Annotated in this window: 17 protein-coding genes; 3 read left to right on the forward strand and 14 right to left on the reverse strand. The window is 65.8% G+C overall.

All coding sequences use genetic code 11. The features are described from left to right. Nucleotides 1–68: 68 nt before the first annotated feature. Genes ntrC through dusB form a run of 3 tightly spaced genes read right to left on the reverse strand, consistent with a single transcriptional unit; the run spans nt 69 to nt 3,698 of the window. Nucleotides 69–1,511, reverse strand: coding sequence for a nitrogen regulation protein NR(I) (gene ntrC / locus OSH10_RS13950; RefSeq protein ID WP_266332426.1), 1,443 nt, complete (start codon nt 1,509–1,511; stop codon nt 69–71). A 1-nt stretch (nt 1,512) separates the two neighbouring features. Then, nucleotides 1,513–2,637 carry a two-component system sensor histidine kinase NtrB gene (locus OSH10_RS13955; protein WP_266332867.1) on the reverse strand — a complete coding sequence of 375 codons (1,125 nt, stop codon included), beginning with the start codon at nt 2,635–2,637 and terminating at the stop codon, nt 1,513–1,515. Between the two features lie 8 nt (nt 2,638–2,645). Then, the gene (gene dusB / locus OSH10_RS13960) at nt 2,646–3,698 is read right to left on the reverse strand and encodes a tRNA dihydrouridine synthase DusB (RefSeq protein ID WP_407660720.1); all 1,053 of its coding nucleotides are present in this window, start codon (nt 3,696–3,698) and stop codon (nt 2,646–2,648) included. 135 nt (nt 3,699–3,833) lie between these two features. Here dusB and OSH10_RS13965 point away from each other — a divergent pair, with 135 nt between their 5' ends. Then, complete coding sequence (locus OSH10_RS13965) at nt 3,834–5,045, forward strand: bifunctional 2-C-methyl-D-erythritol 4-phosphate cytidylyltransferase/2-C-methyl-D-erythritol 2,4-cyclodiphosphate synthase (RefSeq protein ID WP_266332429.1); 1,212 nt, start codon at nt 3,834–3,836, stop codon at nt 5,043–5,045. Continuing rightward, on the forward strand, nt 5,042–5,539 hold the full coding sequence (locus OSH10_RS13970; RefSeq protein ID WP_266332430.1) for a CinA family protein: 498 nt from the start codon (nt 5,042–5,044) through the stop codon (nt 5,537–5,539). The genes OSH10_RS13965 and OSH10_RS13970 overlap by 4 nt, the downstream gene beginning before the upstream one ends. Before the next feature lie 8 nt (nt 5,540–5,547). Here the strand turns inward: OSH10_RS13970 and OSH10_RS13975 are convergent, their stop codons facing one another. From OSH10_RS13975 to OSH10_RS14025, 11 genes are all read right to left on the reverse strand, one after another. Then, a complete protein-coding gene (locus OSH10_RS13975) occupies nt 5,548–7,737 on the reverse strand; it encodes an SLC26A/SulP transporter family protein (protein ID WP_266332431.1) in 2,190 nt (729 codons plus the stop codon). Between the two features lie 123 nt (nt 7,738–7,860). After that, nucleotides 7,861–8,328 (reverse strand): type II toxin-antitoxin system RatA family toxin, encoded by a 468-nt coding sequence (locus OSH10_RS13980; RefSeq protein WP_266332432.1) that lies wholly within the window; start codon nt 8,326–8,328, stop codon nt 7,861–7,863. A gap of 7 nt (nt 8,329–8,335) precedes the next feature. Further along, nucleotides 8,336–9,298, reverse strand: coding sequence for a lipoyl synthase (lipA, locus tag OSH10_RS13985; RefSeq protein ID WP_266332433.1), 963 nt, complete (start codon nt 9,296–9,298; stop codon nt 8,336–8,338). Between the two features lie 18 nt (nt 9,299–9,316). Continuing rightward, the gene (locus tag OSH10_RS13990) at nt 9,317–9,565 is read right to left on the reverse strand and encodes a GlsB/YeaQ/YmgE family stress response membrane protein (protein ID WP_266332434.1); all 249 of its coding nucleotides are present in this window, start codon (nt 9,563–9,565) and stop codon (nt 9,317–9,319) included. A 79-nt stretch (nt 9,566–9,644) separates the two neighbouring features. Then, entirely contained in the window at nt 9,645–9,899 is a 255-nt protein-coding gene (locus OSH10_RS13995) for a GlsB/YeaQ/YmgE family stress response membrane protein (RefSeq protein WP_266332436.1), read from the reverse strand. A gap of 13 nt (nt 9,900–9,912) precedes the next feature. Continuing rightward, a complete protein-coding gene (gene lpdA / locus OSH10_RS14000) occupies nt 9,913–11,352 on the reverse strand; it encodes a dihydrolipoyl dehydrogenase (RefSeq protein WP_266332437.1) in 1,440 nt (479 codons plus the stop codon). A 75-nt stretch (nt 11,353–11,427) separates the two neighbouring features. Then, nucleotides 11,428–12,798: a pyruvate dehydrogenase complex dihydrolipoamide acetyltransferase gene (locus OSH10_RS14005; protein WP_266332438.1), complete on the reverse strand. Its 1,371-nt coding sequence runs from the start codon at nt 12,796–12,798 to the stop codon at nt 11,428–11,430. Nucleotides 12,799–12,805: 7 nt separating this feature from the next. Beyond that, complete coding sequence (locus tag OSH10_RS14010; RefSeq protein ID WP_266332439.1) at nt 12,806–13,102, reverse strand: DUF5076 domain-containing protein; 297 nt, start codon at nt 13,100–13,102, stop codon at nt 12,806–12,808. A 4-nt stretch (nt 13,103–13,106) separates the two neighbouring features. Further along, nucleotides 13,107–14,504 carry a pyruvate dehydrogenase complex E1 component subunit beta gene (locus OSH10_RS14015; protein ID WP_266332440.1) on the reverse strand — a complete coding sequence of 466 codons (1,398 nt, stop codon included), beginning with the start codon at nt 14,502–14,504 and terminating at the stop codon, nt 13,107–13,109. A gap of 15 nt (nt 14,505–14,519) precedes the next feature. After that, nucleotides 14,520–15,578, reverse strand: coding sequence for a pyruvate dehydrogenase (acetyl-transferring) E1 component subunit alpha (pdhA, locus tag OSH10_RS14020; protein ID WP_266332442.1), 1,059 nt, complete (start codon nt 15,576–15,578; stop codon nt 14,520–14,522). A 164-nt stretch (nt 15,579–15,742) separates the two neighbouring features. Next, nucleotides 15,743–16,078: an FtsB family cell division protein gene (locus tag OSH10_RS14025; RefSeq protein ID WP_266332443.1), complete on the reverse strand. Its 336-nt coding sequence runs from the start codon at nt 16,076–16,078 to the stop codon at nt 15,743–15,745. A gap of 356 nt (nt 16,079–16,434) precedes the next feature. On the opposite strand from OSH10_RS14025, the gene OSH10_RS14030 reads away from it, so the two are divergent. Then, nucleotides 16,435–18,306, forward strand: a complete 1,872-nt coding sequence (locus tag OSH10_RS14030) for a DEAD/DEAH box helicase (protein WP_266332444.1) — start codon at nt 16,435–16,437, stop codon at nt 18,304–18,306. Nucleotides 18,307–18,594 lie beyond the last annotated feature (288 nt).

Below are 18,594 nucleotides of genomic sequence, written 5' to 3' on the forward strand. Positions count from 1 at the left end.
CGGACCGTGGGACCGAATTGCAACAGCAATGTGGCGAGCGGGCAACAGGGTGCCCGCCACGCCCGTTTTCAACGCGAGTTGCGGATCACCTGGACATCGAGATCGCGGATCTTCTTTCGCAGCGTGTTGCGATTGACGCCGAGAAGCTCGGCCGCCTTGATCTGGTTGCCCCGCGTCGCCGCCAGGGCCGTGCTGATCAGCGGATATTCGACGTCGCGCAAAATGCGGTGATAAAGGCCCGGCGGCGGCAGGCCATCGCCAAAACCGTGGAAATAGGTCGACAGATGGCGCTCGACCGAACTCATCAGCGTGTCTTCCATCTCCGAACCATTGGTGGCGAGCGCTGCTGCCGGCTGGTCCAGTTCCGCGTCGATGATGTTCTCGGTGATGGTGTCCTGGGGATAGAGCGCGGCCAGGCGGCGGATCAGGTTCTCCAGTTCGCGGACATTGCCCGGCCAGCGATAGCGCTTCAGCCGCTCGACCGCCGCCGTCTCGATCTGCTTGTGCGGCAGGCCCTCCTTCTCGACGAGCGCGAAGAAGTGCCGGACCAGGTCGGGAATATCCTCGGAACGCTCGCGCAACGCCGGCAGGCGGATCGGCACGACGTTCAGGCGGAAGAACAGGTCCTCGCGGAACAGGCCCTGGTTGATCAGGATCCGCAGGTCCTTGTTGGTGGCGGCGACGATGCGGACATCGGTCTTGATCGGCGTGCGCCCGCCGACGGTCGTGTATTCGCCCTGCTGCAGCACGCGGAGAAGCCGGGTTTGCGCCTCCATCGGCATGTCGCCGATTTCGTCGAGGAACAGCGTGCCACCCTCGGCCTGTTCGAAGCGGCCGGCCGAGCGGGCCTGCGCGCCGGTGAAGGCGCCCTTCTCGTGACCGAACAATTCGCTCTCGATCAGGTCGCGCGGGATGGCGGCCATGTTGATGGCGACGAACGGACCGGTGCGCCGTTTGCCGTAATCATGCAGGGCGCGAGCGACCAGTTCCTTGCCGGTGCCGGATTCGCCGGCGATCATCACCGTCAGGTCGGTCTGCATCAGCCGCGCGAGCACCCGGTAGATGTCCTGCATGGCGGGCGAACGGCCGACCAGCGGAATGTTCTCGCTGCCATCATCGATCCGCGCATCCTTGCTGCGCAGCTTCGGCTCGGCCAGTGCGCGGCCGACGATCGAGATCAGTTCCTTGAGGTCGAACGGCTTCGGCAGATATTCGTAGGCGCCTCGTTCCGAGGCGCGGATCGCCGTCATGAAGGTGTTCTGCGCGCTCATGACGATCACGGGCAGCTCCGGCCGCGCGCGCTTCACGCGCGGCAGCAGGTCGAACGCGTTTTCGTCCGGCATCACCACATCGGTGATGACCAGGTCGCCCTCGCCCTGACTGACCCAGCGCCAGAGCGTCGCGGCGTTGGAGGTGAGCCGGACTTCATAGCCAGCGCGCGACAGGGCCTGATTGAGAACCGTGCGGATCGCCGCATCGTCATCGGCCACGAGGATGGTGCCGCTCGCCATATCAATCATCCTTGTCTGCGGGCATCGCGCCCGGGAAAGCCGGCATCAAAACCCGGAAGGTGGTGCGGTTCTGCTGGGAGTCACATTCGATCACGCCGCCATGATCCCCGATGATCTTGGCCACGAGCGCGAGCCCGAGGCCGGTGCCGTTGGTCTTGGTGGTGACGAACGGGTCGAAGAGATGCGGCAGCATGTCGGCCGGCACGCCCGGGCCATTGTCGCGCACCGAGAATTCCAGCGGCAGCGTGACGCGATTGGTCGAGCCCGGCACCGAAAGGCGGATACCCGGCTTGAAGGCGGTCGAAAGCAGGATCTCGCCGTCATCGTCATTGCCGATCGCCTCGGCCGCGTTCTTGACGAGGTTCAGGAACACCTGAATGAGCTGGTCGCGATTGGCATAGACCGGCGGCAGCGACGGGTCATATTCCTCCACGATCCGGATGTTGCGGGCGAAGCCGGATTGCGCCAGCCGCTTCACATGCTCCAGCACGACATGGATGTTGACCGGCGCGCGCTCGACAGGCCGTTCGTCGGAGAACACCTCCATGCGGTCGACCAGCTTCACGATCCGGTCCGTCTCGTCGCAGATCAGCCGCGTCAGCGCGCGGTCGTCGTCATCGACGGAGGTTTCCAGCAGCTGCGCCGCGCCACGAATGCCGGAAAGCGGGTTCTTGATCTCATGCGCCAGCATGGCGGCGAGCCCCGTGACTGAACGCGCCGCGCCGCGATGGGTCAGCTGGCGGTCGATCTTCTCGGCCATCGTCTTTTCCTGCAGCAGGACGACGACGGAATTGGGCCGCTCGGGCACCGGCGAGGCGTAGATGTCGACGATCCGGTCGCTGCCATTGCGCGGCGTCCCGACATCGACGCGGTATTCGTTGACGGCGGCGCCGCGCGAGCGCACCTGCTCGATCAGCGCCAGCAGCGGACTGCCGAACGGTACGAAATGCTCGATCGGCTGCCGGCGGAGCACGGCGATCGAGGCCTGGAAGAAGTCCTGCGCCGCGCTGTTGGCTTCGGCGACATGGCCCGCGCCGTCGATCATGATGATCGGATGCGGGAGCGCGTCGAGCAGGATCGACGCCGATCCATTGGCGTTCGCGATGCCGGCGTCGATGGGCGCCAAGTTCTTGTTCACGCGGCTCTCCTCAGTTCGGCTTCGCCGAGATGCTTGCGCAGAAGCGAGACCACGCGTTCCGGCTGATGTTCCGTCATGATGGCGAGGCGAGCCGACGGCTCGATGACATCCGAGCCGAGCGCCTCCAGCGTCCAGCTCAGATGCTTGCGCGCATTGCGCACGCCCAGAATCGGGCCGTAGAGCTGGATCATCTCCTCGAAATGACCGACGACCAGATCGATCAGCGCGTCGCCGCGCGGCGGCTCGGGCATGACGCCGGTCGCCGCATAGCGCGCGAGATGGCCCGGCAGCCACGGACGCCCATAGGCGCCGCGCCCGACCATGACGCCATCGGCGCCCGACTGGTTCAGCATCGGCGCCAGGCTTTCGGGGCTCAGGCAGTCGCCATTGGCAATCAGCGGGATCGTGATCTCGGCCTTTACGGCGGCAATCGCCGCCCAGTCGGCGGTGCCCTTGTAGAACTGGCAGCGCGTGCGGCCATGCACGGTGATCATCGACACGCCGGCATTTTCCGCGCGGCGCGCGAGTTCCGGCGCGTTGATCGTCCTGTCATCCCAGCCAAGCCGCATCTTCAGCGTGACCGGCACAGGACTGGCGCCGACCGTCGCCTCGACCAGCGTCAGCGCGTGATCGAGATCGCGCATCAGCGCCGACCCGGAATAGCCCGTCGTCACGCGCTTGGCCGGGCAGCCCATGTTGATGTCGATGATATCGGCGCCGGCATCGGCCGCGGCGCGCGCGCCCTCGGCCATCCAGTGCGCCTCGCGACCGGCAAGCTGCACGACATGCAGCCCGTCGCCCGTCGCCTCGGCGCGCATCGCGGTTTCGGCATTGCCATTGGCCAGTTCTTCACTGGCGACCATTTCGGAGATCACCAGCCCGGCCCCGAACGACGCCGCGACCCGCCGGAACGGCCGATCGGACACACCGGACATCGGCGCGAGCAGAACGCGGTTGGAGATCGTCACGCCTCCAATGCGGAGAGGCTCGGCAAGGCGGGCAGTTGGGTTGGGCACGTCAGGCAATTGATTACCGAATAGGCATAGGATCAGTTGCCCACATATTAGTCACGGATCGGCTGACGGCAAGAGACTTGTTGCGTTGCGAAGTGGAATCTCCGATCCATGCGGACCAAGTCGTGCCGGGACCAGACCCCTCCCGAGAACAGCCAGGATCCCCGTCGCATGAGCGAAAACGTGCCTCTTCCCCGTGTCGCAGCCCTGATCGTGGCGGCCGGGCGCGGCATTCGCGCCGGCGGCGAGGTGCCCAAGCAATATCGCAAACTGGCGGGACAGGCGATTCTGCGGCGGACGGCGGCGCGCTTTTTGTCACATGCGCGCGTCGACGACGTCCTGGTCGTCATTCACGCCGACGATGTGCCGCTTTACCAAGCGGCAATGGAAGGCCAGGACGGCCTGCTGCCCTTCGTCACGGGCGGCGCGACGCGACAGGAATCGGTACGGCGCGGGCTCGAGGCGCTGGCCGAACGCGGCGTCACCCATGTGCTGATCCATGACGCCGTCCGGCCCTTTGCGTCCCCTGCCCTGATCGACCGTGTCATCGATGCGCTTTCCGAGGCAGATGCCGTGCTCGCCGCCTCGCCGGTCACCGATACGCTGAAACGTGCCGATGCGGCGCGCATCGTTGGCGATACCGTGCCACGCGAAGACCTCTTCGCCGCCGAGACGCCGCAGGCCTTCCGCCTCGCCACCATCCTCGAGGCGCATCGCCGCGCCGCGGATGCGCCGGAACCCTTCACGGACGACGCCGGCATCGCCGAATGGGCCGGCATCCCGGTCCAGATCGTGCTGGGCGAGCGCTCCAACATCAAGCTGACCCTGCCGGAGGACATCGAGATGGCCGATACGCGCCTGCGCATGGAAGAAAGCCTGACACTCGGCGAGACCCGCGTCGGCACGGGCTACGACGTGCATTCTTTCACCGAGGGGACCGGCGTGTGGCTGGGCGGCATCGAGATCCCGCACGACCGCAAGCTGTCGGGCCACTCCGACGCCGACGTCGCGCTGCATGCGCTGACCGATGCCGTGCTTGGCGCGATGGCCGACGGCGATATCGGCGATCACTTCCCGCCCTCCGATCCGCAATGGCGCGGCGCCTCGTCCGACCGGTTCCTGGCCTTCGCGGTCGAGCGCGTCCGCGCCCGCGGCGGCGTCATCGTCCATCTGGACCTCGCCATCATCGCCGAGGAGCCCAGGATCGGACCGCATCGCGACGCCATGCGTGCCCGGATCGCCACGATTGCCGGCATCCGCCCCGGCCGGGTCGGCGTCAAGGCGACGACGAACGAGAAGATGGGATTTGTCGGGCGGGGCGAAGGCATCGCGGCGATCGCGACGGCAACGATCCGCCTGCCCTTCACGGAGGAAGACGCATGACCGACCTCACGCCGCTGCAAAGCCAGGCCCAGGCGCTGATCGAACTCTGCACCGCGCGCGGCCTGAAGATCGCCACCGCCGAATCCTGCACCGGCGGGCTGATTGCCGGTGTGCTCACCGAGATCTCCGGCTCGTCCGCCGTGGTCGATCGCGGCTTCGTCACCTATTCGAACGCGGCCAAGGCCGACATGCTCGGCGTCCCGAAGGCGTTGATCGAGCGCGTCGGCGCCGTCAGCCAGGAGGTCGCGCTCGCCATGGCGGCCGGCGCGCTGGCGAAGTCGGGCGCGGACCTTGTCGTCGCCGTCACCGGCGTCGCCGGCCCGACCGGCGGCTCGGCGGAGAAGCCGGTCGGCATGGTCCATTTCGGCGTGATGCGGCGCGGCATGCCGGCGCGCCACGTGGTGCATGTCTTTGCAGGGCGCGACCGCTCCGGCGTACGGTTTGCCACGGTCGCTGAGGCGCTGAAGCTCCTGCGCGAGACAGTGGAGGCCTGAGCGGCCGCCTAGTTGGCGAGGAAGCCGACCAGCCGGTTGGTCACCGCCAGCCGCCGGGATAAGAGCGCCGCCATGGCCGTGTGGAAGCCGACGGCGGCCTCCGGCAGGTCGGCGGCCAGTCGCTCGAGATCATCACGCGAGAAGCACCACACGACGAGGGCCTCGCGTGCGACGATCGAAGCCGAGCGACGCTCGCGCAGGTAGAACGAGATCTCGCCGACCGCGTCGCCGGGGCCGACGGTTGCCAGGGCAACCGGCGTGCCGCCCCCTCCCGCCATCTCGACAGTCGCGGTGCCGGATTCGATGAAGAACATATCGCTCGATGCGCCGCCCTGGACGATCAGAGGATCTCCCGGCGCGATATCCAGCCTCTGGCAATAGGACGCGACGGTATTGGCCAGCGTCTCCTGCTTCAGGAAAGCCTGCAGCAGGCTGTGCAGGGTCCAGCCATTGGCAGGCCCCAGCCCCGCACCCAGTTGCGACAGCAGGGAATCCTCGCACCAGCGCAGGCCCCGCTCCAGATCGGGCTCGATCCGGACGGGACTGCCCTCGCCGATCTTCAGGCCGTTGCGGATCAGGGCCTGCCGCGGACGCTCCGCGAGACCCGTCAGGATGACGGTGAATTCGCGCTTGGCCGCGACCTGGCTGAGACGGATGAAGCTCTGGACCGCCGAGGAATCCATACCCGAGACACGCTGGAAATCGATCAGCAGAAAGCGGCCTCCGCCTTCCATCCGATCCTGGACCCGCTTGCGCAAGCGGTCGGCCGTGCCGAAGAACAGGAAGCCCTGCAGGCGGACGATCACGATGCCCGCGCCGTGCTGGCGCAGCAGTTCGTGTCGCTCGCCGGAGACGTCGCCGCTCGTGTGCCAATCAGCGCCCGTCAGCTCGTGGCGGACGATATCGACCCGACCATACTGGAAGGCGAACAGGAAGATCGCGGCTATCAGCCCGACCAGGATGCCGATCGGGAAGCTGACCAGCACGATGACAAGCGCGATCAGCAGGATCACGCCATATTCGAACGGATCGAGCCGGCGGCGTGCGCGGACCAGCCAGTCATACATCAGCGAGCCGCCGACCCAGACCAGGACGGCACCGAGCAGGATGGCGGGAACGGCATCCAGCAACACGCTGCCCAGGAACAGGGCGGAGATCGTCATCGCCACCACGATGACGCCGACCCAGCGGCTGTTCGCATGCAACTGGTGGATGATCAGCGTCAGCGACACGGCGGAATAGCCTGGCAGGCCGCCGCCGGCGCCGACCAGCAGGTTCATCAGGCCGTTGGAGCGCATCTCCTGGTTGAGGTCCAGGTCCCGATCAGCATGCAGCTCGATCCCGGTCGTGTTCATCAGGAGCGCGACGATGGTGATGACGATCACGATGGGCAAGGTCAGCATGCCACGGGCAACCGCGCTCCAGTCGACCGACGTCAGGGCCGATAGCTCGACGGGAGGCCAGAACTTGCCCGCCTCCGGCATGCGGATCAGCCAGCCGCCCGCGCGGAACGGCTCATAGCCATTCCCCTGGATCCAGACAGCGAGATTGAACGCGACGAGAACCGCGAGCAGGACGGCGGGGACGGCGAACGGCGTCTTGAACATCCGCTCGGTCGCGAACAGCACGGCGACGAGCGCGACCATCAGCCCGACCTGCAGCATCAAGGGCGCATGCAGCAGTTGCGGCAGCAACGCGAAGGACGGCGTCTGGTTGGTGGTGACGCTGATGCCGCCCAGCAGAATCAGCCATCCGGTGCCGGTCAGGAAGCCGGCAATGACGGGATACGGCGTGAAGCGGATCAGACCACCCAGCCGGCAATAGCCGAGAATGAGCGTCACGAGCGCGGTGGCCATCGTCGTCACCGCGACGGCCGCGAAGATCGTCGCCGCGCGCGCCTCGACCGGAAGGGAGGGATCGATCGCCGCCGCCACGGCCGAGACGATCGAAACCATGGCGACGATCGGGATTTCCTGAGCGATCGGGATGATGTCGCTCTTCGAGCCTCCAAGTACGGCGAAGATCGTCATCACGGTCGTGGAGAAAAGCGCCAGACCGAGCGCGGCCGGCATCAGACCCTGCAGGTCACCCGAAAATAACAGGCTGCCATGGCCGATCGTGACCACGACCGACAGAAACCCACAAACAATTCCGGCGACAAGCACCGAGATAAAGCGGCCGGAAGATGTCTGGTGCATTTGTTTTCAGGCAGGAGGAAACATGCGGGAGAACTTCTCCGGCACAACCCTGCCCAAGTCAATGACGTAAACGTCAACTCGCGCACAAGTGGTAGGCAGTAGCGGAAGGGAAAACGGCTCGCGCTAAGCCGGCGGAAGCACCGCCACGCCATAGACCGCATCGGCGCGCTTCTCGAAAGCGTCGGCGAATTTGCGGAACGCCTTGTCGAAGACCGTGCCCATCAGCGCCGATAGCGTGCGCGAGCGGAATTCGTAGTCGATCGCGAAATTCACGGTGCTGTGGCCGCCATCGACGGCCTGGAACGTCCAGACATTGTCGAGGTGCTTGAACGGGCCGTCGAGATATTCGGCGCGGATGGTGCCGGCCTTGCGGTCGAGCACGACCTTGGTGGTGAAGGTCTCGCGGATGAACTTGTAGGCGACCGTCATGTCGGCGATCAGCACTTCGCGATCGCCATCCGGCTTGCGGCCGCGAATGACCAGCCGCTCGCAGAGCGGTACGAAGAGCGGATATTTCTCGACGTCCGACACCAGGGCGAACATCTCCTCGGCCGTATGGCCGACGCGACGCTCGGTCGTGAAACTGGGCATGTCCGTATCAGCCCTGGTGCTGGGCCTGGCGGGCCGAACGCAGGCGATCGAAATCCTCGCCGGCGTGATGCGACGAGCGCGTCAGCGGGCTGGACGAAACCATCAGGAAGCCCTTGGCATAGGCGATCGTCTCGAACGACTTGAACTCTTCCGGCGTGACGAAGCGCAGAACCGGGTGGTGCTTGCGGCTCGGCTGCAGGTACTGGCCGATGGTCATGAAGTCGACCTCGGCGACGCGAAGATCGTCCATCAGCTGCAGGATCTCGTTCCGCTCCTCGCCAAGTCCGACCATGATGCCGGACTTGGTGAACATGTTGGGATCCAGTTCCTTCACCCGCTGCAGCAGGCGCAGCGAGTGGAAGTAGCGGGCGCCGGGGCGCACCTTCAGGTACTTGGAGGGAACCGTCTCGAGATTGTGGTTGAAGACGTCGGGCCGAGCCTCGACGACGACCTCGAGCGCACCGGGCTTGCGCAGGAAATCCGGCGTCAGGATCTCGATGGTCGTGCCGGGCGCGGCGCGACGGATCGCGTAAATGACGTCGGCAAAGTGCCTGGCGCCGCCATCGGCCAGATCGTCACGATCGACCGAGGTGATGACGACGTGCTGCAGACCGAGCTTGGCGACGGCTTCCGCGACCTTTTCCGGCTCCGCCATGTCCAGTGCTTCCGGCATGCCGGTGCGGACGTTGCAGAAGGCGCAGGCGCGGGTGCAGGTGTCGCCCATGATCATGAAGGTGGCGTGCTTCTTCGACCAGCACTCGCCGATATTCGGGCAGCCGGCCTCCTCGCAAACCGTGACGAGGCCGTTCTTCTTCACGATCTCCTGCGTCTCGCGATAGACGGGCGAGCCCGGCGCGCGCACGCGGATCCAGTCCGGCTTGCGCAGCAGCGGCGTCTCGGGGCGGTTCACCTTTTCCGGGTGCCGGGGCCGAAGGTCCTTGCCGGGGCGCGTATCGAGAACGACGACCATGGAAACTCCGATCTTGCCTTACGGGCGGCGCAGGAGGCTGAGCAGGAACAGCAGAACGATCGCGCCGACGGTCGACACCACCAGGCTGCCGACGAACCCGGCAAAATGGACGTTGAAGGCGGCGGCGAGCGCCGCGCCGATCCATGCGCCGATCAGGCCGACGATCAGGTTGATGAGAAGGCCGTGGCGGCGCTCCATGACGCGGGAGGCAATCCAGCCGGCAAGGATGCCGATGAGGATCGTCGCGAAAATGCCGACACCGTTCATGTTGAGCCCTGCCCGTTCCTGTTTCAGCACATATGGTGGAAGAGCCTGCGCAACACCAGCTTTGTGTTGCGCATGGCCGTTATGCGATTACCCGCGCCAGCGACACGACGATGACGGCGCCGATCGCCGCGATGACGACCTGGTTGACGAAATCATAGCCGAAATCGATCGGCACGTTGAAGTAGCGGACCAGGAACCCGCCCACCACGGCGCCGATCAGCCCCGTGATGATGTTGCGGAACAATCCGCCGCCGCCGACCACGATGCTGGCAAGCCAGCCCGCGATCAGGCCGATGGCCACCCAGATCAGGATCGCCTTGAGTTGCGGGTCCATCGCGACGTCCGCCCTAGATGTGGATCGCGCGGCCGTAGGCCGAGAGCACGCTCTCATGCATCGTCTCGGACAGGGTCGGATGCGGGAAGACCGTGTTGATCAGCTCTTCCTCCGTCGTCTCCAGGTTCATGGAGATGACGAAGCCCTGGATCAGTTCGGTCACTTCCGCACCGACGAGATGGGCGCCGAGCAACTGGCCGGTCTTCTTGTCGAACACCGTCTTGACCAGGCCCTCGGGCTCGCCGAGCGCGATCGCCTTGCCGTTGCCGATGAAGGGGAACTTGCCGACGCGCACGTCGTAGCCGGCTTCCTTCGCTTTCTTCTCCGTCAGGCCGACCGAGGCGATCTGCGGGTTGCAATAGGTGCAGCCCGGGATCTTCGCCTTGTCCATGAAATGCGGGTGCAGGCCGGCGATCGCCTCGACGGCGATGACGCCCTCATGTTCGGCCTTGTGCGCCAGCATCGGCGGGCCGGCGACATCGCCGATCGCCCAGATGCCGGGAACATTGGTCTTGCCGACGCCATCGATGACGACGCAGCCGCGATCCGTCTTGACGCCGAGCTTCTCCAGCCCGAGGCCCTCGATATTGCCGACGACGCCAACCGCCGAGATCAGCTTCTCGGCCGAGATTTCCTGGGACTTGCCGTCCGCCGTCTCGATCGTCGCCGTGACCGAATTGTCCGCCTTGACGACCTTGGTCACCTTAGCGCCGGTCAGGATCTTGATGCCCTGCTTCTCGAAGCGCTTGCGGGCATGCGCCGCGATCTCTTCGTCCTCGACGGGCAGGATCTGCGGCAGGACTTCCACGACCGTGACCTCGGAGCCCATCGTCCGATAGAACGAGGCGAACTCGATGCCGATCGCGCCGGAGCCCATGACCAGCAGGGTCTTCGGCAGCGTCTCGGGGATCATGGCCTCGAAATAGGTCAGGATCAGCTTCTTGTCCGGCTCGATGCCGGGCAGCGCGCGCGGGCGGGCGCCGGTCGCGATGATGATGTTCTTCGCTTCGTAGTCGCCGGCGCCAAGCGCATTCTTCGGCGCAGGATTGGGCTTGCCATAGGCCTCTTCCGGCGCCGGCTTGACGACCACCTTGCCGGGCGCTGCGATCTCGGCGACGCCCCAGATCACATCGACCTTGTTCTTCTTCAACAGGCCGGTGACACCCTGGTTCAGCTGGGCCGCAACACCACGCGAGCGCTTGGTGATCGCGGCCATGTCGGCGCTGAATTTCTCCACCGACAGACCGTAATCCTTGGCGTGGTCCATATAGTGGTAGACCTCGGCCGAACGCAGCAGCGCCTTGGTGGGGATGCAGCCCCAGTTCAGGCAGATGCCGCCGAGATGGGCCTTCTCGACCACGGCGACCTTGAGGCCGAGCTGGGCGGCGCGGATCGCGGCGACATAGCCGCCCGGGCCGGAGCCGATGATGATGACGTCGTAGGGTGCGGCCATGTTCGTCTCGCTGCGCGTTGAAGGTCTTGCGGCCCCCTCCCCACGGGGAGGAGGGAGCCGGAACGAGCGTGCTGGTTACACCAGCATCGCCATCGGCTTCTCGATATAGCCCTTGAAGGCCTGGAGAAGCTCGGCGCCCAGCGCGCCGTCGACGACGCGGTGATCGGTCGAGAGCGTCACCGACATGATCGTCGCGATCTTGATCTCGCCGCCGCGCACGACCGGCTGCTGGATGCCCGCGCCAACGGCCAGGATCGTCGCATGGGGCGGGTTGATGATCGCCGCGAAGTCCTTGACGCCGAACATGCCGAGGTTGGAGACCGAGGTCGTCCCGCCCTGGTATTCTTCCGGCTTCAGCTTGCGATCCCGCGCCCGCTTGGCGAGGTCCTTCATCTCGTTCGAGATGGTGGACAGCGACTTGGCATCGGCGTTGCGCACGACCGGCGTGATCAGTCCGCCGGGGATCGAGACGGCGACGCCGACATCGACGACCTTGTGGACGAGCATGCCGCCATCGGTCCAGGAAGCGTTGGCCCCCGGAACCTTCTTGAGCGCCAGCGCCATCGCCTTGATGACCATGTCGTTGACCGAGATCTTGTAGGCGGGCTTGCCGTCCGCATCCTTCGGCGCCGAGCCGTTGATCTGCTCGCGAAGCGCCAGCAGCGCATCGAGATCGGTATCGACGGTGACGTAGAAGTGCGGAACGTTCTGCTTCGATTCGGTCAGGCGGCGCGCGATCGTCTTGCGCATGTTGTCATGCGGCACGAGCTCATAGGAGCCTTCGGCGAACAGCTTGAGCGTCTGCGCGTCGGTCGGGCCGGCATGCGCGGGAGCAGCGGCTGCGGGAGTCGGCGTGGCAGCGGCAGGGGCCGGTGCAGCCTTGGCGGCGCCACCCTTCTTCGCGGCCTCGACGTCGGCCTGCACGATACGGCCATTCGGGCCGGAACCAGCCACCTTGGCAATATCGATGCCGGCTTCCTTGGCAATGCGGCGCGCCAGCGGCGAGGCGAACACGCGCTCGCCCGACGACGCGGCAGGAGCCGCCGCCGGAGCCGACGGCGCAGGTGCAGCCGCGGGCGCGACGGCAGCCGGTGCGGGTGCAGCCGCCGGGGCCGAAGCGGCGGGTGCCGCTGCGGCGGCCGGAGCCGCTTCCGGTGCCGGCGCAGCCTCGGCAGGCGCGGCGCCGATGGCGCTCGCATCCTCGCCATCCGCCAGAAGAACGGCGATCAGCGCATTGACCTTCACGCCCTGCGCGCCTTCCGGCACCAGCAGCTGGCCAACGGTGCCTTCATCGATGGATTCGACTTCCATCGTCGCCTTGTCGGTCTCGATCTCGGCGATGACATCGCCCGACTTGACCTTGTCGCCAACCTTCACGTTCCACTTGGCGAGGTTGCCCTCTTCCATGGTCGGCGAAAGCGCGGGCATCAGGATATTGATCGGCATAAAGCACCTATTGGCGTGTGTCTGTCGTGCCCAGATCGGTCGGACGATCCCACTCGGCGTCGAACATGGCCTTGATCTGCTCCAGCGCCTGCTCTTCCGAGCAGACGCCGTCGCTGGCAAAGCCACGCGCGACATGGCGAGCTATGTCGACCAGCAGGATGCCCCAAGTGGACGGGCTGTCAAAGGCCGTCCGGAAGCTGACATCGAGTCCCTTGTCGACGATCCAGGCGCGGAACACCTCCGCGGCCTCATCCGATTCCAGGGCGCCGGGCGGAATTTCAAGCTCGCGTTTGTGTCCGGCCATGGCGCTACCGATACGTTACGGCTTTTACGGCCGCGACGACTTCGCTGACATTCGGCAGAGCGAGCTTTTCGAGGTTGGCGGCGTAGGGCATCGGAACGTCCTTGCCCGTCACCTTCAGGACCGGCGCGTCGAGGAAATCGAACGCCTTCTCCATCAGCTCGGACGCGATGTGCGAACCGATCGAATTCTGCGGCCAGCCCTCTTCCACCGTCACGCAGCGGCCGGTCTTCTTGACCGACTCGATGACCGTGTCGATGTCGAGCGGACGCAGCGTGCGCAGGTCGATCAGCTCAGCGTCGATGCCCTGCTCGGCCAGTTCCGCCACGGCCTTGGTCGCATAGGTCATGCCGATGCCGAACGAGACGATGGTGACGTCCTTGCCGACCTTGTGGATGCGCGCCTTGCCGATCGGCAGGACGAAGTCATCCAGCTGCGGAACGTCGAAGGAGTGGCCGTAGAGGATCTCGTTCTCGAGGAAGATCACCGGATTGGGATCGCGGATCGCTGCCTTGAGCAGGCCCTTGGCGTCGGCAGCCGTGTAGGGCACGACGACCTTGAGGCCGGGGATATGGCTGTACCAGGAGGAGTAATCCTGGCTGTGCTGCGCGCCGACGCGGGCTGCCGCGCCGTTCGGGCCGCGGAAGACGATCGGTGCGCCGAGCTGGCCACCCGACATGTAGAGCGTCTTGGCGGCCGAGTTGATGATCTGGTCGATCGCCTGCATGGCGAAGTTGAAGGTCATGAACTCGACGATGGGACGCAGGCCGGCCAGCGCCGCGCCGGTCGCGAGGCCGGCGAAGCCGTGCTCGGTGATCGGCGTGTCGATGACGCGTTCGGCGCTGAATTCCTGCAGCAGGCCCTGGGTGATCTTGTAGGCGCCCTGATACTCCGCGACTTCCTCGCCGATGACGAAGACGTCGGGATCCCTGCGCATTTCCTCGGCCATTGCGTCGCGAAGCGCCTCGCGGACGGTGGTCGAGACGAAGGTCGTGCCTTCCGGAATCGCCGGATCGGCCGCGACCTGGATCGCGATCGGTGCCGCGGCAACCGGAGCGGCGGCCGGGGCCGGCTTGGCCTCAGCCGCGGGCGCCTCCGCAGCCGCCGGAGCGGGTTCCGCCTTCGGCGCAGCCGGCGCGCCCGTGGAGGCGGACAGGTCCTCGCCATCAGCGGCGATCACGGCGATCGGGGTGTTGACCTTCACGTTCTCGGTGCCTTCAGGCACGAGAAGCTTGGCGATCGTGCCCTCGTCAATGGCTTCGACTTCCATCGTCGCCTTGTCGGTCTCGATCTCGGCGATCACGTCGCCGGACTTGACGGTGTCGCCTTCCTTCTTGAGCCACTTGGAGAGCGTACCCTCCTCCATGGTCGGCGAGAGGGCCGGCATCAGAATATCGATGGGCATGGCTGTCTCCCGGCCTTACTTCAAAATGTCCGTCCAGAGCTCGGATGCATCCGGCTCCGGATCGTTCTGGGCGAATTCCGCCGCGCTGTTCACGATATCACGCACCTCGGCATCGATCTTCTTCAGATCGTCCTCGGTCGCCCATTCCTGCTGCAGGAGACGGGCGCGAACCTGCTCGATCGGATCGTGCTCGTTGCGCATCTTCTGGACTTCGTCCTTCGACCGGTACTTGGCCGGGTCGGACATGGAGTGTCCACGATAGCGGTAGGTTTCCATCTCGAGGATGTACGGCCCCTTGCCGGCGCGGCACCAGGCAACGGCCTTGTCGCCAGCCGCCTTCACTGCGCGGACGTCCATGCCGTCCACCTTCTCGCCGGGAATGTCGAACGACACGCCGCGACGCGAGAAGTCGGTCTGCGCGGAGGAGCGCGACACGGACGTGCCCATGGCGTAGCGGTTGTTCTCGATGATGTAGACCACGGGCAGCTTCCAGAGCTGCGCCATGTTGAAACTCTCGTAGACCTGGCCCTGGTTGGCCGCGCCGTCGCCGAAATAGGTCAGGCAGACATTGTCGGTCTTGCGGTAGCGGTTGGCGAAGGCGAGGCCGGTGCCGAGCGACACCTGGGCGCCGACGATTCCGTTGCCGCCGAAGAACTGCTTCTCGATCGAGAACATGTGCATCGAGCCGCCCTTGCCGTGCGAATATCCGCCGCGCCGGCCGGTAAGCTCTGCCATCACGCCCTTCGAATCCATGCCCGCAACGAGCATGTGGCCGTGATCGCGATAGCCGGTGATGGTCTGGTCTTCACCGGTGCGAATCGCCATCTGCATGCCGACGACGACAGCTTCCTGGCCGATATAGAGGTGACAGAAGCCGCCGATGAGGCCCATGCCATACATCTGGCCGGCCTTTTCCTCGAAGCGGCGGATGAGGAGCATCTCGCGATAGGCGAAGAGTTCCTGGTCCTTGGAGAAATTTTCAACGGGTGTCGGCTTTGCCGATTTTACCGTTGCAGTCTTCCGTCCGGCGGCCGGCGCAGATTTGCTGCCGACTTTCGCTTTGGCTACGGCCATGCCTTGTTCTCCGGGGCGTGTCCCAAACTGAGCGGGACGTTATCCGAAGCCAAGAGGCATTCCAAGATGCAGCGCAAGCATCGGAGCCATGCGCCAACTACATGACTTGATTATAAAAATCTCAATGAACTGAAATTCGGTTCATCGAAATTCCGGCTGGCAACTCAATGCTGCGGGGTCTGCTGCAATGCAGCAATGCTGATCACCAGCTCATCCGCCTGCACGACATTGAGCTTGGCGCGTGCCCTCTCGTCGATCATGTCGGGATCAAGACTCTCGGGCCGCAGCAGCTGCGCACGGGCCATGAGCGAGAGGCGGCTGGCCTTGAGTTCCGCCAATTCCTTTTCCAGGACAACGGCTTCCCGCTCCATTCGCTCACGCGACCAGATACCGTAGTCACCATTGAAGGAATGGTAGGCGAAGTACCCCATCACGGCGAGCGAGCCGAGTGGAAGAATGAGCCGCCGAAGCTTGGAATGCTTGCGCTGTCGAGTGGTCATGAGGGAATCTGAACGCGGTGCAACATGATTGATAAAGGATGGGCCAAGACGATTAACGCGGAGTTTCCGGCCCGCTCGCGGCGCTGACAAAGGCGTCAAAAAGTGCTTCGGACCGTCATATCCGGCTTTTCCCCAGCTCGCTGGCCCGCCCTCTCCCATCTCGCCCCCCGCCCGCGCATGGCCGGGCTGCGACGGCGTGACCGTCCGGCAGATGGCGTTCAGGATAGAGAATCCTTGGCTATTGGCCCCACTCGCGGTATGGGAGGGCCAACTCGCATTCCGCATGATCCCTCACCGCTCGCGAACCGTTTGCGCGCGACCCGGAGTGCTTCTCCAATTTCAGGCCTTCGCCCACCATGGTATCGCTCGTCCAGAATCCAGCCCTCGCACGCGCCCTCGCGGAAAAGGGCTATGAAACACTGACCCCCGTCCAGACCGCTGTCCTCCAGGATAGCGTCGGCGAAAACGATCTCCTCGTCTCCGCGCAGACCGGCTCGGGCAAGACCGTGGCCTACGGCCTCGCCTTCGCCTCGACCCTTCTGGGCACTGAAGAGCGTTTCGGCCCCGCCACCGAGCCGCTCGCCCTCATCATCGCCCCGACCCGCGAACTGGCCCTCCAGGTCCAGCGCGAGCTGATCTGGCTCTATGGCCCGGCCGGCGCGCGAATCGCCTCCTGCGTCGGCGGCATGGACGTCCGCCGCGAAGCCCGCGCGCTGGAAATGGGCGCGCATATCGTCGTCGGGACGCCCGGCCGCCTGCGCGACCATCTGGAGCGCGGCCGCCTCGATATCTCCAAGCTCAAGGTCGTCGTTCTCGACGAAGCCGACGAAATGCTCGACCTCGGCTTCAAGGAAGATCTGGAGCTGATCCTCGACGCGTCGCCGAAAGAGCGCCGCACGATGCTGTTCTCCGCCACGCTGCCGCGCGAAATCGTGCGCCTGGCCAAGCAGTATCAGCGCGACGCCGTCCGCATCGACACGATCGACCAGAGCCAGCCGCATGGCGACATCGAATATCGTGCGCTGCGCGTTGCGCCGAATGAGATCGACCACGCCGTCGTCAACGTTCTGCGCTATTTCGACCAGCCGGCGACGCTCGTCTTCTGCTCGACGCGGGAATCGGTGCGCCGCCTGCATGCCAGCCTTCAGGAGCGCGGCTTCGAAGTCGTGGCGCTGTCGGGCGAGCTCAGCCAGGGCGAGCGCATGCATGCGCTGCAGGCGCTGCGCGACGGTCGCGCCCGCGTCTGCGTCGCCACCGACGTCGCCGCGCGCGGTCTCGACCTGCCGGATCTCGGCCTCGTCGTCCATGCCGACCTGCCGACCGGCCCGGCCATCCTGCTGCACCGTTCGGGCCGTACCGGCCGCGCCGGCCGCAAGGGCATCTCGGCCCTGCTCGTTCCCTACACCAACCGCTCCAAGGCTCTGCGCCTGATCAGCGCCGCCGGCGTCGACGCCTACTGGACGGCAGCCCCGTCCGCCGACGAGGTACGCGCCAAGGATCAGGAGCGCCTGCTCGAGAAGGCCATGATCTCCGAGCCGGCCTCCGAAGAAGACATGGCGCTCGCGACCGAGCTCCTCACCAAGCGCACGCCGGAAGAAATCGCCGCCGCGCTGATCCGCCTGCACCGTTCGCGCCTGCCCTCGCCCGAGGATCTGTTCGATCCCGGCCAGCAGCAGGATCGCGGCGCACGCGACGCCAGGCCGCGGCGCCAGGACAGCCCGCGCGGCGAGCGCAGCGATCGTTTCGACCGCGATGCGCCCCGTGGCGAGCGCCCGCCCCGCGCCCCGCGCGACGCCAATGACGGCCAGTGGCCCACCAGCGGTCCCGGCAGCGAGAACGGCCGCGTCGAGCGCCCGCAGCAGGACATGGTCTGGTTCCGCATGAGCATCGGCCACCAGAAGAACGCGGATCCGAAGTGGCTGCTGCCGCTGATCTGCCGTCGTGGCCACGTCACCAAGAACGAGATCGGCGCGATCAAGATCTTCGAGCGCGACACGCGCTTCGAGATCGTTGCCGAGGCGGCCGAACGCTTCACCGTGGCGCTGCGTCGCGGTGGCGAGGAAGAGATCCGCATCGAACCGGCCGACGGCGCGCCCGTGGGCGGCGCCGGTGCCCGTGGCCCCGGCAAGAAGCCGACCCGCCGCGCCGGCTTCAAGCCCGGCGGCAAGCCCGGTTTCAAACCGGGCGGCAAGCCCGGCTTCAAGAAGCGCGAACGCAACGACGGCTAAGCGCTTCCTCAGCTTCTGGAATCATGGGGCCCGCGACATCGTCGCGGGCCGTTTTCGTTGGGCTTCTGTCCGGGTCTCTTCACCCCTCCCGGAGGGAGACCGGAGCGGATCCCCAGAGTGCGTCCCTCCAGGCGTCGCTACGCGAAGCACCTCATCAGGAGGATGGAGGTCGGGGAGATGCAGGGCGTGGTCGCGGGTTCAAATACGTCCCGCCAAGCCTCCGAAGAGTCCAAGCCCGCAACCTTCCGGCCGGCACGCCAGTCTCCACGCCGAAACAAAAAGGGCCCG

The organism is Kaistia defluvii (genome assembly GCF_026343955.1).
GTDB classification, from domain to species: Bacteria; Pseudomonadota; Alphaproteobacteria; order Rhizobiales; family Kaistiaceae; genus Kaistia; species Kaistia defluvii.

Excerpts from the sequence above, each read along its gene's own strand:
- ntrC (WP_266332426.1), bottom strand. The coding sequence starts at position 1,511 with ATGGCGAGCGGCACCATCCTCGTGGCCGATGACGATGCGGCGATCCGC.
- OSH10_RS13965 (WP_266332429.1), top strand. The coding sequence starts at position 3,834 with ATGAGCGAAAACGTGCCTCTTCCCCGTGTCGCAGCCCTGATCGTGGCG.
- OSH10_RS13970 (WP_266332430.1), top strand. The coding sequence starts at position 5,042 with ATGACCGACCTCACGCCGCTGCAAAGCCAGGCCCAGGCGCTGATCGAA.
- OSH10_RS13975 (WP_266332431.1), bottom strand. The coding sequence starts at position 7,737 with ATGCACCAGACATCTTCCGGCCGCTTTATCTCGGTGCTTGTCGCCGGA.
- OSH10_RS13980 (WP_266332432.1), bottom strand. The coding sequence starts at position 8,328 with ATGCCCAGTTTCACGACCGAGCGTCGCGTCGGCCATACGGCCGAGGAG.
- lipA (WP_266332433.1), bottom strand. The coding sequence starts at position 9,298 with ATGGTCGTCGTTCTCGATACGCGCCCCGGCAAGGACCTTCGGCCCCGG.
- OSH10_RS13990 (WP_266332434.1), bottom strand. The coding sequence starts at position 9,565 with ATGAACGGTGTCGGCATTTTCGCGACGATCCTCATCGGCATCCTTGCC.
- OSH10_RS13995 (WP_266332436.1), bottom strand. The coding sequence starts at position 9,899 with ATGGACCCGCAACTCAAGGCGATCCTGATCTGGGTGGCCATCGGCCTG.
- lpdA (WP_266332437.1), bottom strand. The coding sequence starts at position 11,352 with ATGGCCGCACCCTACGACGTCATCATCATCGGCTCCGGCCCGGGCGGC.
- OSH10_RS14005 (WP_266332438.1), bottom strand. The coding sequence starts at position 12,798 with ATGCCGATCAATATCCTGATGCCCGCGCTTTCGCCGACCATGGAAGAG.
- OSH10_RS14010 (WP_266332439.1), bottom strand. The coding sequence starts at position 13,102 with ATGGCCGGACACAAACGCGAGCTTGAAATTCCGCCCGGCGCCCTGGAA.
- OSH10_RS14015 (WP_266332440.1), bottom strand. The coding sequence starts at position 14,504 with ATGCCCATCGATATTCTGATGCCGGCCCTCTCGCCGACCATGGAGGAG.
- pdhA (WP_266332442.1), bottom strand. The coding sequence starts at position 15,578 with ATGGCCGTAGCCAAAGCGAAAGTCGGCAGCAAATCTGCGCCGGCCGCC.
- OSH10_RS14025 (WP_266332443.1), bottom strand. The coding sequence starts at position 16,078 with ATGACCACTCGACAGCGCAAGCATTCCAAGCTTCGGCGGCTCATTCTT.
- OSH10_RS14030 (WP_266332444.1), top strand. The coding sequence starts at position 16,435 with ATGGTATCGCTCGTCCAGAATCCAGCCCTCGCACGCGCCCTCGCGGAA.